Below are 13,719 nucleotides of genomic sequence, written 5' to 3'. Positions count from 1 at the left end.
CTGTGCACTCCTGCCCACACGCCGTCAATATTCACCGCCGGGGCGTCAAGATTGCGTCAACACCCCTGTTCGACGCCACCGCCCGGCGCAAGACTTCTTCTCATGACTCTTGTGGACATACTTCCGTCTCTCGGTGCCGCCTACGTCTCGCGGTGCGATCCAGCGCTCTGGCCGGCGGACACTCACTGTGTGTGCGGCCGCATCACCGTCGACGGCGTCGCGCTCGAGGATGTGGCCGATGCCGAGGGCACTCCGGTGCAGTGGGGTCGGATTCTGATCACTCGCGTGCGGTCGGTCATTGCAGGCGAGGTGGGCGTCGATGCGGAGTTCGGTGATCTTCAGCAGGCAGTGGTGGTCAACCGGCACTCGGTGGGTCAGGTGGTCAAGGTCGACGTGCACGGTCCGGGGCGCAGTTGCGTCAGTCCGGTCGAGTTGCCAGCCGACCTGCGTGCGGGCGACGTAGTAGCGCTCGTGACCTCGCACGTGCGTGAAAGTTCGTAGCAGGGGTCGAGTTTCCACTCACAAGGCGACCCCGAGAGTGCGGTAGCGGCCGAGTCGCGCACTCGTCCGAGCTGCCGCTTCGAGGGTCGACAGCTCGCGTAGTTCGCGGACAATGGCATCGGCGATGCGACCGGAGAACGCGGCCGGTTCGTCGGCCGCGTCGGGGAGTTCGGGAACGATGGCGTCGACGATGCCGTCTCGCAGCAGGTCGACCGACCTGATGCCCTGAGCCTCGGCCATGTCCGGTGCATGGGCGGTGTCGCGGTGCACGATTGCGCTGGCTCCCTCGGGTGGAAGCGGTGCGAGCCAGGCATTCTGGGCACACAGGACGCGGTCCGCGGGCAGCAATGCGAGTGCTCCGCCGCCGGTGCCCTGGCCCAGTAGTACCGACACCGTCGGGGTGTTCACGGTGACCAGGTCGGAGATCGACCGCGCGATCTCGGGAGCGAGACCACCCTCCTCGGCTTCTTTGGACAGTGCTGCGCCGAATGTGTCGATGACGAGCACCAGAGGTAGCCGGAGTTCCTCGGCCAGGCGCATGCCGCGGCGAGCTTCTCGTAGTGCTGCCGGACCCATCGTTGCCGTGGCGGTGCTGCTGCTTCGGTCGTTGCCGAACAGCACGCAGGAGACACCGCGAATGCGGCACAGGGACAACAGGATCGAGGTGTCGGCCTCGCCCTGGCCGGTGCCGCTGAGCGGAACATGTTCGGCCGCAGCATGTTCGATGATCTGCCGAATCCCTGGACGATCGGCGCGGCGCGACGACTGCACCGAGTGCCAGGCCGATTGCTGGGGAATGCTCGTACGTTCGACTTCGGGAACGTCCGTCCACACGGATGCGTCGACGATCACTCGCAGCGTGCGGATCAGCAAGTGACGCAATTGCTCGACCGGCACCACACCGTCGATGACACCGTGCTGGTACAAATTCTCGGCGGTCTGGACGCCATCGGGAAATGGCTTGTCGTACAGGGCCTGATACACCCGCGGGCCGAGGAACCCGATGAGGGCCTCGGGTTCGGCGACGGTGACGTGGGCCAGTGAACCCCAGGATGCGAAAACGCCTCCCGTCGTCGGATTGCGGAGATACACCACATACGGCAGGTGCGCCGCTTTGTGTGCGGTGACGGCCGAGGCGATCTTGACCATCTGCACGAAGGCCAACGTTCCCTCCTGCATGCGCGTGCCACCGGAGGTAGGGGAGGCAATGAGTGGCAGGCCCTCTGCAGTGGCGCGCTCGATTGCGGAGGTGATGCGCTCGGCCGCCGCGACTCCGATCGATCCGGCGAGAAACGCGAACTCGCAGGCGATGAACGCGACGCGTCGGCCGTCGATGGTGCCCTCGCCGGTCAACACCGATTCGTCGACGCCACTCTTCTCGCGAGCCTTGGCCAGATCCTTCAGGTAGGACTCCCCAGGATGGACGTCCACGGGCGTGGAGTCCCACGACACGAACGATCCGCCGTCGAGAACGGAATCGAGAATCTCGGCGGCGGATGTCCGTGGGCTCATGGCGCGAACTCTATCGAGCGAAAGCTTCCTTCCACGAGACGGTCTTGCCGATCCGGAGAATGGAGCGCTGATAGATCTTCGCCGCGCCCATGGCCAGAATCGCGGTGGTGACGATCATCAGGACCGCCGAGCCGACGATCTGCACCGGCGAGGTCACGCCGGCCGCAATCCGCAGCGGCATCATGATCGCGGAGAACGGAGGAACCCAGCTCAGCGTGTTGGCGAGAGTGCTCTCCGGATCGCTGACGGAATAGAAGGCCGCGAAGAACATGGCCATGATCAGGATCAGCAGTGGCATGGTCGTCGAGTTCACGTCCTCCTGCCGCGAGACCATGGATCCGCCCGCTGCGTACAGCACCGCGAAGAACGCGAAGCCGAGAATGAACCACGCGAGTGTGGCCGCGAAGACACTCACCGCGGCACCGGTGACGGTGAGTACGCCTGTGCCCAATCCTGCTCCCACACCGGCGATTCCGTACAGAGCGAGCTGCAGGATGCCGACCGCACCGATGCCCAGAATCTTGCCCCAGAGCAACTGCAGGGGGCGAACGGTGGAGAGCAGCAGTTCGACCACGCGCGAGGACTTTTCTTCGACGACGCCCATCGCGACGTACATGCCGAAGCCGATGATCTGTGCGTACAACAGGAACACGGCCGACAGGGCCAGGGCGGTCCGCTGACCGGCCTCGGGGTCGGGCGGATCGATCGCGTCGACGGTGACCGTGGCGGCACTCGTCGCTGCCCCGAGCTCGTTCTGGTCGACACCCTGTTGCGCCAGTGCAGCATTCGTGGCCTGCGTCGCGACACTGCCCTCGACGACGGCGCGCAACGTGCCGGTCAGATCGGACTCGGTGACGGCGGTGTATGCGCCTGCGTTGCCGTCCGGAACCAACGCCACGTCGAGATCCCCGGATTCGACGCCACTGCGCGCGGCCGCCGCGTCGGCAACGTCACGGACTTCGACGGGACTTCCGACGGCGTCGCCGGTCGCCTCCAATACAGCCGCGATCGACTGATCTCCGGCGACGCCGATCACGTCGCGTTCCTCGTCGCCGCTGCCGGAGAAGATCGAGAACGCGATGATGCCGCCGACGATGACGGCCAGGATGATCACGTTGCTGATGACGAAGCTCTTCTTCATCACCTGAACGGTGAACTCGCGCTTGGCGATCAGTGAGACCGCGCTGAAGGAATTCAGTTGTGAGCTCATGCCACTACCGCCTCTCGGAACAGGTCGCTCAGGGAAGGTTTCTGGATCGAGAATTCGTGGACCGCTCCGGTCGCGAGAGCGGCCCGCAGGACTTCTTGATCATCGGCTCCCGGTGCCAGCCCGAGAACGGTGACGCCGTCGCTGTGCCCGAGTGTGCTCACTCCGGCGATGCCCGACGCCCATCCGGGCGCAGCGTTCGGTGCGTGGACGTGCAGGTGCGAACCTCCTGATCCGCGTAGTTCGTCGACGGTACCGACGGCTTTCATCGAGCCGGCGGCGATGATGCCGACGCGGTCGCACAGGCGTTGCACCAGATCGAGTTGGTGGCTCGAGAACACCACCGGCACTCCGGCAGCGGCCTTTTCGCGCAGTACCTCGCTCATGACATCGACGGCGATCGGGTCGAGGCCGGAGAACGGTTCGTCCAGCACGAGCACTGCGGGGTCGTGCACCAGCGCGGCTGCCAACTGCACGCGCTGCTGATTCCCCAGGCTCAGTGCGTCGACGGTGTCGTTCACTCGCTCGTCGATGCCGAGGCGTTCGGTCCAGCGAATCACTGCGGCTTTGGCATCCCTCGACGAGAGGCCGTGTAGCTCGGCCATGTACGCCAATTGCGGGCCGACCTTCATCTTCGGGTACAGCCCGCGTTCCTCCGGCATGTAACCGATGGTGCGGCGAACGTCGAGGTCGACGGGCTTGCCGCCCAACAGAACCTGGCCGGAATCTGCCGACAGCACGCCCAGCGCGATGCGCATCGTGGTGGTCTTGCCCGCGCCGTTGCTGCCGACGAAGCCGAACAGTTCGCCCGGCCGGACGTCGAAACTCAGGTTGTCCAAGGCGATCTTGTCGCCGTATCTCTTGGAGACGGAGTCGATCGTGAGGGTGCTCATGGTGCCCTTTCGGTCGTTACTGCTGTTCGAACTCTTCGGTGTCTTCTGGTTCGGGGTCAGGGGTTATCCACGCGAGAATGATTGCCGGGGTAGATATTCCGATCATCAAGGCTGCGAGAGTCCATCCGCCGCCGGCGTAGGCGAGACGGGGGAGGTCCGGAAAGGTCGTGGACAGGACGATCAGCGCGAAGGCCGCAGCCATGACCAACCCCTGCGTGACGGTGAGGCCGATGGATCGAGCTTCGTTGCGCTGCTGTACTTCCCATTCGTCCAGTGCTCCGACGGGTGCATCGCTGTGGCGGCCGGAGACCGTTTGTAGAGCGGTCCAGATCGGTATGAAGATGAGTGCGGCGGGAATCCAGGCGATTGCGGCCCACGAGAAGAACAGCGTCGAGATGCTTATGACGAGGAACGTCATGTCGGCAGCCATCACTGCGATGGCGAGAATGCGGCGTCGATGTTGCGTGCGCCATTTCGGAAGCCAGTGTCTCGTGTTGGCGTCGTTCTCGAGGAATCGCCGGGTGCGATAGGCCTGATAGCGGGTGAGGATGTCGGGTTGCGGGGTCATGGTCTCAGCCGTCCTCTGGGTCGTAGTCCGGAGTAGTCCACGCGAGAAGCATTGCGGGGGTGGCCCCTCCAGCGCTCAATGCGGTCAGCATCAGTGCGCCGCCGGAGATCCCGAAATTCGTTGCCCCGAAAATTGATCCGAGGAACAGGTACGCCGCGGCAGCGGTGCCCAACGCTTGAGTAACCGTCAGGCCGATGGATCGGGCTTCGTTGCGGAGCTGGACTTCGAGCTCGTCGAGCGCATCCACGGGGGCTTCGGCGCGCCGATTCGACACGATGCCGAGGACGATTGCCGCGAACGTGAACACGATGTAGCAGATCCCCCAGGATCCGATCGCCCAGTCGAACACCGGTTCCGAGAGTGCGAATCCCGCAGATGCCGCGAGCAGTACCAGAAGGAACGCAACGAAGGCTCGGCGTCGTTTCTGGGGTCGCAGTCCCGGTAGCCAATTCGCATAGGTCTTTTCGTTCTCCAGGAATACTCTCGTCCGGGCTTCCTGATATCTGCTGAAGATGCTGGGACCAGTGTTCATCGATCCTTTTCCTTTCGGAAGAGTTCGGCCGAGAGTGGTCCGAGTTCGGTGCGTGAGAACACCGCTTCGATCGGCAGATCGAAGACGTCGCAGATGCGCATCGCGAGGTCCAAGCTCGGGTAGTGGTCGCCTCGTTCGAGGGCTCCCACCGTCTGGGGATTCACTTCGACGAGTTCGGCCAGTTGCGCGCGGCTCATCTTTCGTTCTGCCCGCAGAACACCCACCCTGTTGTAGATCGGGAGCGCGGTACCGCGCTTGACGGGGCTCATGACAATGAAGTGTTGTATAAACCCAACGATGTGTCAACCGTTAATAACAAAACTGCTGATTTGTCTACGGTGTCTGCTGCTCCCGAGCGGAGGCGACGATGGCGCGCATCGTGGTCAGAAACTCATCGATCGTTGCCCGCTGCTCTGGCGTGAAGCGGGCGAGCTCGTCGACGGCCTGGCCGATGACGGGGCCGAAGAACGTTGTCCCGAGTTCCGACGCGTGCGCAGTCACGTGCAGCAGTACTCGCCTGCGGTCGGACGGGTCGGGTTCGCGTAACGCCAAGTCACGCTTGGTCATTCGATCGATCAGGGCAGTGATCGACGCGGATTCCAGACCCAGCTGTCCGCCGAGCCAGCCGGGTGTGGCACGCGTTCCGGCTCGGTCCGCGTCGAGGAGACAGATCAGCGCCCGGATATCCGTCGGGTGGAGCGCATGTCTCTGCGCGAATTCTGCGCCCAGAAGATCGAGGTCGACCGTCAGTGCGCGTAGCTGATGGACGGTGGAGGCGGGCTCGGTCATGTGCTGATCCCTCGGGAGATGCTGGACGAGATGTCTCTCCATTGTCTACTATCTCGATCATCGAGAGAATGGAGGGTTGCAGTGACGCTGGACGAATTCTTCTCCGCCTACGACCGGGTGCTGCAGAAGTGGCCGGCGGATACCCAAGCCATCGACGTGAACACGGTGCACGGTGCCACACGAATCAACGCTTGCGGGCCCGTCGACGGTCCGGCGCTGGTGTTGCTGCCGGGCGCGGGTGCGACGTCGACCGTCTGGTTCGCCAATGTCAACGCGGTCTCAAGGCACTATCGGGTGTACGCAGTGGACCTGATGGGCGACGTCGGACGGAGCGTGCCCGGTGAACGCGCCATCGACTCTGTCGAGGAGCTACTGGATTGGCTGTCGGCCGTCCTCGACGAGTTGAACCTGCCGACCGTGGCACTGTGCGGCCATTCCTACGGCGCGATTATCGCACTGGCCTATGCGCTACGTCACGAGAACCGCGTGGATGCGTTGACCCTACTCGATCCCAACGCATGCTTCGGCTCCATGAGTCCGCGCTACCTGCTGCACGCCCTACCGATACTGCTGTTTCGCAACGAGAAACGGCAGCGTGCTTTCGTCCGATGGGAAACCGATGGCGCGCAGTTGGATCCGGATTGGCTCGACGTACTTGCTCTGGGAGCCGCGCATGCTCCGACCACAAAAACCATTGTTCCGAAACGGCCGAATCCTGCTACGTTCGCGAACTTCGGTGTAGCGACAACCGTGGTGCTGGCAGGGAATGGCAAGGTGCACAATGCCGCTCGGATCGAATCGGCGGTCCGAACCGCCCTGCCTGCAGCGCGGACCGTGATACTCGACGGAGCCACGCATCACACGTTGCCGATGCGTCCCGCCGCCGAGGTGAACGAAATCCTGCTGAGCTGACGTGATTCAGCGCGACCTACTTCTCGCTCAGCTGCCCATCGTTCATCGTCCAGTGACGAGTGCTGCGAACGGTGTCGAGCATGCGGCGATCGTGCGTCACCAGCAGCAGGGTGCCCTCGAAGTTTTCCATCGCGCGTTCGAGTTGTTCGATGGCGGGCAGGTCGAGGTGGTTGGTGGGCTCGTCCAGAACCAGCAGGTTCACGCCGCGGGCCTGTAGCAATGCGAGTGCGGCACGGGTTCGTTCACCCGGCGACAGGGACGACGCCGGCCGCAGTGCGTCGTCGCCGCGCAGCCCGAACTTGGCCAACAGTGTGCGGACCTCGGCGTCGGGCCACTCGGGAACTGCTGCACTCAAGGCGTCGGACACCGTGCCGTCACCGACGAAATATGCGCGTGCCTGGTCGATTTCGCCGATCGCCACACCCGAACCCAGTGATGCCGTTCCCTCGTCCGGCGTCAACCGGCCCAGCAGTACCGACAGCAGCGTCGTTTTGCCGGAGCCGTTGGGTCCGGTGATGAGGATGCGATCGCCCCAGTCGATCTGCGTCGTCACCGGACCGAAGGTGAAGTCCGATCGGCGTACGACGGCTCCGCCCAACACCGCGACAACGGTCCCGCTGCGAGGAGCCGCCGCGATCTCCATCCGCAGTTCCCATTCCTTACGGGGTTCCTCGACCACCTCGAGTCGCTCGATGCGGCGCTGTGTCTGACGGGCTTTCGCAGCCTGCTTCTCTGTCGACTCGGCGCGGGTCTTGCGGGCGATCTTGTCGTTGTCGGTGGCCTTGCGTCGCGCATTACGGACGCCCGATTCCATCCAGTTTCGCTGCATCTGAGCGCGAGACTCCAACGCGGACTTGGTGTCTGCGAACTCGTCGTACTTCTCCCGTGCATGCTGGCGCGCAATTTCACGTTCCGCGAGATAGGACTGGTAGCTGCCGTCGTACACATCGATGTGACGCTGCGCTCGATCGAGCTCGACGACACCGGTCACCGTCCGCGCCAGAAACTCGCGATCGTGACTGACGACGACGATGGCCGCCCGTGTCGCGACGACGAATTGTTCGAGTTGCTCGAGGCCTGCGAGGTCCAGGTCGTTGGTGGGCTCGTCGAGCAGAAGAATGTCGTAACGCGCGAGGAGAATCGCGGCGAGACCGGCGCGGGCAGCCTGCCCACCGGACAGCGCCGTCATGAGCGCAGACCCGTCGACATCGAGGCCCAGATCCGCGAGCACCTTCGCCGTTCGCTCCGCCAGATCCGCGCCGCCGAGAGCCAGCCACTTCTCCAGCGCCGGGGTGTAGAGGTCCTCGTCACTCGAGCCCAACGCCTCGGCGGCTGCGTTCATGGACGCTTCGGCCGAAGTGACCCCGGTCCGCCGGCCGAGGAAATCCAACACCGTCTCCCCGGCGATGCGCTCGGGCTCCTGCGCCAGATAACCGACGGTCGCGTCGGGCGGGCTGGTGTAGATCTCACCCTCGTGATCGGCCGTTCCCACGCCCGCCAGCAGCGTCAACAGCGTCGATTTACCGGCACCGTTCGCACCGACCAACCCGATCACATCACCCTCGGCCACCGTCAGATCGAGTCCGGAGAACAGGGTTCGATCGCCGTGAAAGGCGGCCAGATCGTCGATGCGGAGCGTGGCAGTCACCGGACCAGTATCCCCGGGACCGGGAACAGATTCACAACGCCGTCCGTTGGCATTCGTATGACGTATTCAGCCGAGACCAGTACTGTCCCGACCATCGTGCTCAACGACGGCACGTCGATTCCCCAGCTCGGGTTCGGTGTGTGGCAGGTTCCCGACGACGGTGCCCAGGCCGCCGTGTCCGAGGCGCTGAAGGTCGGATACCGCAGCATCGATACCGCCAAGGTGTACGAGAACGAGGCCGGCACCGGCAAAGCCATCGCGGAGTCCGGCATCGCGCGCGACGAACTGTTCGTCACCACCAAGCTGTGGAACGACGATCAGGGCTACGACTCCACCTTGAAAGCCTTCGACGCCAGCATGGACCGTCTGGGCCTCGAGTACCTCGACTTGTACTTGATTCACTGGCAGCAGCTCGATCGTGACAAGTACATCGACACGTTCAAGGCGTTCCAGAAGCTGAAGTCGGACGGCCGCATCGGTTCGATCGGCGTCTCCAACTTCACCATCCCCACGCTCGAGAAGCTGATGGACGCCGTCGGTGAAGTCCCGTCGGTCAACCAGGTCGAGCTGCATCCGCGCTTCATCCAGGAAGAACTGCGCGCTTTCCATACCTCGAAGGGCATCGCCACCGAGGCGTGGAGTCCGCTGGGCTCCGGCACCGTGCTGGACGACCCGGCCTTCGCGCCCATCGCCGAGGCACACGGCGTCACCCCGGCGCAGGTGATTCTGCGCTGGCACATCCAGCTCGGCAATGTCGTGATCCCCAAGTCGGTCACCCCGGAGCGGATCGCGAGCAACTTCGACGTGTTCGGCTTCGAGCTGAGCAACGACGAGATTCAGCAGATCAACGCTCTGGACACCGCCGACGGCCGCACCGGCCCGGACCCGGACAAGTTCAGCAGCTGACCCGCCATGTGAGTGGAACTTCGTAGTGGACTACGAAGTTCCGTGCACATGGGGGCCTAGTCTGTATCCATGTCGGAACCGCTCGCAGGCAAGACCGTTGCCCTCACCGCCGAGCGGCGTGCAGACGAATTGGCCACCATGCTCGAACGCCGCGGCGCGAACATCGTTCACGCCGCGGCGATTCACGTTCTACCCCTGATCGACGACTCGGAGCTGAAGTCGGCTACCGAAGGCATTGTCGATCGTCCCCCGAAGATCGTGGTGATCAGCACCGGTATCGGCTTCCGTGGCTGGCTCGACGCGGCGGCCGAATGGGGTGTGCGCGACGACCTACTGGCAGCGCTCGGGCACACGCGAATCATTGCGCGTGGCCCCAAAGCGCGTGGTGCGATCCGGGGTGCCGGGCTGCGTGATGAATGGTCGCCCGCCACCGAAGCATCGCAGGAAGTCGCCGATCATCTTGCTGCCCAGGGTATTTCCGGTGCCGACATCGCCGTGCAACTGCACGGCGTCATCACCGAATGGGAACCGACGATTCACCTGAGCGATGCTCTGAGCGAACTCGGCGCGCATGTACGCCCGATCCCCGTGTACCGCTGGATCCGCCCCGTCGATCAGGCCCCGCTCATCGACTTGTTGGCACAGATCATCGAGCATCGAGTGGACGCAGTGACGTTCACGAGCGCTCCCGCCGTCGCCTCCCTGCTGTCGACGGCCAAGGACAACGGCATGCTCGACGCCTTCCTCGCCGCACTTCGAGGCCCCGTCGCCGCGATCTGCGTGGGGCCGGTGACGTCGGCCCCGTTGGATGCGTTGGGCGTTCCGACGTCGATGCCGGACCGTGCGCGTCTCGGCTCCCTGGCCAAGTTCGTCGTCGAGCAGCTGGGTTAACCCAGAGTCTCGAGCAACTCCGTCACCGCTGCTCGCCCGGCCCGGTTCGCCCCGATCGTGCTCGCGGACGGGCCGTACCCCAGCAGGTGGACGCGATGGTTCGCGGCCACCCGGGTGGTCAGCCTGCCGTCCATGACGATTCCGCCGCCGTGCCCGCGCAGTCGCAGCGGGGCAAGGTGATCGAGGGCGCTGCGGAATCCGGTGGCCCACAGGATCACGTCGGCGTGCTGGGTCGAACCGTCCTCCCAGACAACGGAATCGGCGGTGATCGAGGAGAACATCGGCTTGCGTTCGAGAGCGCCACGTTCGCGGGCGGCAGCCAGCGACGGGGTGAGCAACAGGCCGGTCACCGAGACGACCGAGCCCGGCGGCAGGCCCGCACGCACCCGCTCCTCGACCATGGCGACGGCTTTGCGTCCGGCGTCGTGGTCGAACTGGCTGTCCCGGAACACCGGTGGTCGACGCGTCACCCATGTTGTTGTGGTGACCTGCGAGATCTCGTCGAGTAGCTGCACGGCCGAGATTCCGCCGCCGACCACGACGACGTGTTTGCCGACGAACTCGTCCGCGGTTCGGTAGTCCTTGGTGTGCAGTTGTCTACCGGTGAAGGTCTCGGCTCCGTCGTAGTGCGGAACGAACGGCTTCTCCCACGTTCCGGTCGCATTGATGAGGCCCTCGGCCATGACGACCGTGTCCCCGGCCTCGACCCGAAAGAGTGGTTCGCGGTCGCACACGACCGTCACCGTGACGGGGCGTCGGACATTCAGTTCGAACCGTTTCTCGTACGCGCGGTAGTAGCGGGGAACCGCGTCGGCTGCCGCGATGGATTCGGGTGGCTCGTCTCCCAGCGTGTCGGCGAACGGCATCCCGGGCAGATCGTGCACTCCGTTGACGGTGCTGAGCGTCAGCGACGGCCACCGGAACTGCCAGGCACCGCCGGGTCCGGGGGAGCGGTCGAGCATGACGAAGCCCGCACCTGCGGCAAGTCCGGCCCGCCTGAGGTGGTAGCCGGCCGAGAGCCCGGCCTGGCCGGCACCGATGACAGCAACCCGAGTGTCGATCACGAGTATCAGTAGATCAGGCCCCGCCCTGTGACCGCCGCTACCAGCCGGTAACCTGCTCGGCGTGATCGGACACACTCGTGACGGCGATGTCGTCATCCTGGAATTGCAGCGACCGGACAAGCGCAATGCGCTGAGCACGGATCTCTGTGTCGCGCTACGACGCGAAGTCGAGCAGGCGGATGCCGACGGCGCGCGGGTCGTGGTGATCACCGGGCAGGGCAGTAGCTTCTGCGCCGGTGCCGACCTGACCGGAGATGCGTTTCCCGACGCGTTCGGCGAGACGCTGGAAGGCATGCTCACCGCCATCGAGCGAGTGTCCGTTCCCGTCGTGGCGGCGATCAACGGGCCTGCCGTCGGAGCGGGGACGCAACTTGCCATTGCCTGCGACCTGCGGGTGGTCGCACCCGAGGCATTCTTCGAGATTCCCTCCACGCGTCTCGGAATCGCAGTGAGCAACTGGACGATCAAGCGGCTGGCGGCATTGGCCGGCGGCGGCGTGGCGCGCACGATCCTGCTCGGCGCCGAACGGGTGCACGCCGATCAGGCGTACACGTGCGGTCTGGCCAACAAGCTCGGCGATCGCGATGTTGCCGTGCAGTGGGCGCACTCGATCACTGCCCTTGCACCCCTGGCGCTGCGACACCTCAAACTGGTGTTCAACGACGACGGCGCGCACGACGATCCGACGCCCGCACAGCGCGCGGCATTCGAGGCCGCGTGGAGCAGTGCGGACATGAAGGAAGCGCGCCGCGCGAGAGCCGAGAAGCGCGCACCGAAATTCGCGGGCAAGTGATCAACGGAGCGCCCGACGCGGGCGACACGGCCTGGTTGCTGGCGAGCACCGCGCTGGTTTTGCTGATGACGCCGGGCTTGGCCTTCTTCTACGGCGGCATGGTGCGCTCGAAGAGCGTGCTGAACATGATGATGATGAGCCTGTCGGCCATCGCCGTCGTATGGCTGCTGTGGTTGGCGTTCGGGTTCTCGATGGTGTTCGGCGACAACGTGATCGGCGGCTGGATCGGAAACCCGTTACAGTACGCCGGTTTCGAGGGTTTGCTCGGCGGCGTGTACACCTCGGCGGCGGGCACGGTGTCGATTCCGTTGGTGGGGACCGTTCCGGCGTTGGTGTTCGCAGCGTTCCAGGCAGGATTTGCCATGGTGACGGTCGCGCTGATCTCCGGTGCCGTCGCAGACCGGATGCGGTTCGTGCCGTGGGTGCTGTTCGCGGCCCTGTGGTCCACGCTGGTGTATTTCCCTGTGGCGCACTGGGTTTTCTCGCTCGACGGGCTCACCAGTGAGTTCGGCGGGTGGATCACCAACAGGCTCGGCGCGATCGACTTCGCCGGTGGCACGGCCGTGGAGATCAACGCGGGTGTGGCCGGGCTGGTGCTGGCCCTCGTGGTCGGCAAGCGGAGCGGGTGGCCGCGAGATCCCATGCGTCCGCACAATCTTCCGGCCGTCATGCTCGGAGCCGGACTGCTCTGGTTCGGCTGGTTCGGTTTCAACGCGGGCTCGTCGTTGGCGGCCGACGGCGTCGCCGCAGTGGCGCTGGTGAACACGATGGGCGCGGGCGCGCTGTCGATGGCGGCGTGGCTCGTCGTCGAGAAATGGAGGGATGGGCACGCGACGTCGTTCGGCGCGGCGTCCGGAGTGGTGGCCGGACTCGTCGCGATCACGCCGTCGTGTACTGCCGTCACACCGATCGGTGCAGCCGCGATCGGCATCGTCTCGGGTGCGTTGTGCGCGTTGGCGATCGGCCTCAAATATCGCTTCGGCTACGACGATTCACTCGACGTCGTCGGTGTGCATCTCGTCGGCGGTGTCGTCGGAACGCTGATGATCGGACTCGTCGCCAGTGCGCAGATGCCGGCGGGCAAGGACGGTTTGTTGTACGGCGGCGGTCTGCATCAACTCTGGGTGCAAGCCATCGCCGTCGTGGCGGTGTTCGCGTACACGGCAGTCGTCACCACCGCTATCGCGTTCGCAATCAAGGCCGTCATGGGCGTGCGCGCCGACGCGCAGCACGAGGCCGACGGCCTGGACGAGCACGAGCACGCCGAGTCCGCCTACGACTTCGGAGTGGGCCACGGAGGCAGCAACAAGCCTGGTCTTTTCGGTAAGTAGGGGCAAACCCTGCGCGTCCTTTACGAACCGATCGGTCGATGAAAGTCGTTCTGTCCCTTTCGCGTTGATGCGATCGATCGTTGTTCGGTTCGACCCCTCTCGTTCATCTTCGGTTCGCTCTTCACGCTCGTTGTGCCCATAGCTTTTCGCTGCTCGGTATCGAGAGATGGAC

Annotated in this window: 15 protein-coding genes; 6 read left to right on the top strand and 9 right to left on the bottom strand. The window is 64.7% G+C overall.

The genetic code is table 11. The annotated features are described in order from the left end of the window. Nucleotides 1-102 precede the first annotated feature (102 nt). The gene (locus JLZ96_RS25205; protein ID WP_201009799.1) at nucleotides 103-501 is read left to right on the top strand and encodes a hypothetical protein; all 399 of its coding nucleotides are present in this window, start codon (nucleotides 103-105) and stop codon (nucleotides 499-501) included. 18 nt (nucleotides 502-519) lie between these two features. Here the strand turns inward: JLZ96_RS25205 and JLZ96_RS07675 are convergent, their stop codons facing one another. The 7 genes from JLZ96_RS07675 to JLZ96_RS07645 all read right to left on the bottom strand — a co-directional run bounded on the left by JLZ96_RS07675 (nucleotide 520) and on the right by JLZ96_RS07645 (nucleotide 6,002). Continuing rightward, nucleotides 520-2,013 (bottom strand): carboxyl transferase domain-containing protein, encoded by a 1,494-nt coding sequence (locus JLZ96_RS07675; protein WP_094694793.1) that lies wholly within the window; start codon nucleotides 2,011-2,013, stop codon nucleotides 520-522. 10 nt (nucleotides 2,014-2,023) lie between these two features. Next, complete coding sequence (locus tag JLZ96_RS07670; RefSeq protein WP_032390771.1) at nucleotides 2,024-3,223, bottom strand: ABC transporter permease; 1,200 nt, start codon at nucleotides 3,221-3,223, stop codon at nucleotides 2,024-2,026. Continuing rightward, the gene (locus JLZ96_RS07665) at nucleotides 3,220-4,113 is read right to left on the bottom strand and encodes an ABC transporter ATP-binding protein (protein WP_201009798.1); all 894 of its coding nucleotides are present in this window, start codon (nucleotides 4,111-4,113) and stop codon (nucleotides 3,220-3,222) included. Before JLZ96_RS07665 ends, JLZ96_RS07670 begins: the two co-directional genes overlap by 4 nt. Before the next feature lie 16 nt (nucleotides 4,114-4,129). Then, nucleotides 4,130-4,681 carry a hypothetical protein gene (locus JLZ96_RS07660; RefSeq protein ID WP_027495943.1) on the bottom strand — a complete coding sequence of 184 codons (552 nt, stop codon included), beginning with the start codon at nucleotides 4,679-4,681 and terminating at the stop codon, nucleotides 4,130-4,132. Nucleotides 4,682-4,685: 4 nt separating this feature from the next. Beyond that, nucleotides 4,686-5,213, bottom strand: a complete 528-nt coding sequence (locus JLZ96_RS07655; RefSeq protein ID WP_027495944.1) for a hypothetical protein — start codon at nucleotides 5,211-5,213, stop codon at nucleotides 4,686-4,688. Further along, a complete protein-coding gene (locus tag JLZ96_RS07650) occupies nucleotides 5,210-5,482 on the bottom strand; it encodes a helix-turn-helix transcriptional regulator (RefSeq protein ID WP_032365905.1) in 273 nt (90 codons plus the stop codon). Before JLZ96_RS07650 ends, JLZ96_RS07655 begins: the two co-directional genes overlap by 4 nt. Nucleotides 5,483-5,546: 64 nt before the next feature. After that, nucleotides 5,547-6,002, bottom strand: coding sequence for a MarR family winged helix-turn-helix transcriptional regulator (locus JLZ96_RS07645; protein ID WP_201009797.1), 456 nt, complete (start codon nucleotides 6,000-6,002; stop codon nucleotides 5,547-5,549). Between the two features lie 81 nt (nucleotides 6,003-6,083). Between JLZ96_RS07645 and JLZ96_RS07640 the strand changes: the two genes are divergently transcribed. Next, entirely contained in the window at nucleotides 6,084-6,914 is an 831-nt protein-coding gene (locus tag JLZ96_RS07640) for an alpha/beta fold hydrolase (RefSeq protein WP_236253854.1), read from the top strand. A 16-nt stretch (nucleotides 6,915-6,930) separates the two neighbouring features. Here the strand turns inward: JLZ96_RS07640 and JLZ96_RS07635 are convergent, their stop codons facing one another. Beyond that, the gene (locus JLZ96_RS07635; protein WP_201009795.1) at nucleotides 6,931-8,562 is read right to left on the bottom strand and encodes an ABC-F family ATP-binding cassette domain-containing protein; all 1,632 of its coding nucleotides are present in this window, start codon (nucleotides 8,560-8,562) and stop codon (nucleotides 6,931-6,933) included. A gap of 57 nt (nucleotides 8,563-8,619) precedes the next feature. On the opposite strand from JLZ96_RS07635, the gene JLZ96_RS07630 reads away from it, so the two are divergent. Further along, nucleotides 8,620-9,468 (top strand): aldo/keto reductase, encoded by an 849-nt coding sequence (locus JLZ96_RS07630; RefSeq protein WP_032385721.1) that lies wholly within the window; start codon nucleotides 8,620-8,622, stop codon nucleotides 9,466-9,468. 69 nt (nucleotides 9,469-9,537) lie between these two features. Beyond that, nucleotides 9,538-10,359 (top strand): uroporphyrinogen-III synthase, encoded by an 822-nt coding sequence (locus tag JLZ96_RS07625; protein WP_201009794.1) that lies wholly within the window; start codon nucleotides 9,538-9,540, stop codon nucleotides 10,357-10,359. Here JLZ96_RS07625 and JLZ96_RS07620 read toward each other — a convergent pair. Beyond that, nucleotides 10,356-11,429, bottom strand: coding sequence for an NAD(P)-binding domain-containing protein (locus JLZ96_RS07620; protein ID WP_032371564.1), 1,074 nt, complete (start codon nucleotides 11,427-11,429; stop codon nucleotides 10,356-10,358). The two genes, JLZ96_RS07625 and JLZ96_RS07620, sit on opposite strands and share 4 nt — an antisense overlap. A gap of 55 nt (nucleotides 11,430-11,484) precedes the next feature. Between JLZ96_RS07620 and JLZ96_RS07615 the strand changes: the two genes are divergently transcribed. Both JLZ96_RS07615 and JLZ96_RS07610 read left to right on the top strand, forming a co-directional pair. Continuing rightward, on the top strand, nucleotides 11,485-12,216 hold the full coding sequence (locus JLZ96_RS07615) for an enoyl-CoA hydratase (RefSeq protein ID WP_201009793.1): 732 nt from the start codon (nucleotides 11,485-11,487) through the stop codon (nucleotides 12,214-12,216). Continuing rightward, on the top strand, nucleotides 12,213-13,547 hold the full coding sequence (locus JLZ96_RS07610; RefSeq protein WP_032381687.1) for an ammonium transporter: 1,335 nt from the start codon (nucleotides 12,213-12,215) through the stop codon (nucleotides 13,545-13,547). Before JLZ96_RS07615 ends, JLZ96_RS07610 begins: the two co-directional genes overlap by 4 nt. Nucleotides 13,548-13,719 lie beyond the last annotated feature (172 nt).

The sequence above is a fragment of the Rhodococcus sp. NKCM2511 genome, assembly GCF_014905595.1.
Classification (GTDB): domain Bacteria; phylum Actinomycetota; class Actinomycetes; order Mycobacteriales; family Mycobacteriaceae; genus Rhodococcoides; species Rhodococcoides fascians.
This window is presented reverse-complemented; position numbering and strand designations above follow the sequence as displayed.

Coding starts and splice junctions, on each gene's coding strand:
- JLZ96_RS25205 (WP_201009799.1), top strand. CDS start 103: ATGACTCTTGTGGACATACTTCCGTCTCTCGGTGCCGCCTACGTCTCG.
- JLZ96_RS07675 (WP_094694793.1), bottom strand. CDS start 2,013: ATGAGCCCACGGACATCCGCCGCCGAGATTCTCGATTCCGTTCTCGAC.
- JLZ96_RS07665 (WP_201009798.1), bottom strand. CDS start 4,113: ATGAGCACCCTCACGATCGACTCCGTCTCCAAGAGATACGGCGACAAG.
- JLZ96_RS07655 (WP_027495944.1), bottom strand. CDS start 5,213: ATGAACACTGGTCCCAGCATCTTCAGCAGATATCAGGAAGCCCGGACG.
- JLZ96_RS07625 (WP_201009794.1), top strand. CDS start 9,538: ATGTCGGAACCGCTCGCAGGCAAGACCGTTGCCCTCACCGCCGAGCGG.
- JLZ96_RS07670 (WP_032390771.1), bottom strand. CDS start 3,223: ATGAGCTCACAACTGAATTCCTTCAGCGCGGTCTCACTGATCGCCAAG.
- JLZ96_RS07650 (WP_032365905.1), bottom strand. CDS start 5,482: ATGAGCCCCGTCAAGCGCGGTACCGCGCTCCCGATCTACAACAGGGTG.
- JLZ96_RS07630 (WP_032385721.1), top strand. CDS start 8,620: ATGACGTATTCAGCCGAGACCAGTACTGTCCCGACCATCGTGCTCAAC.
- JLZ96_RS07660 (WP_027495943.1), bottom strand. CDS start 4,681: ATGACCCCGCAACCCGACATCCTCACCCGCTATCAGGCCTATCGCACC.
- JLZ96_RS07645 (WP_201009797.1), bottom strand. CDS start 6,002: ATGACCGAGCCCGCCTCCACCGTCCATCAGCTACGCGCACTGACGGTC.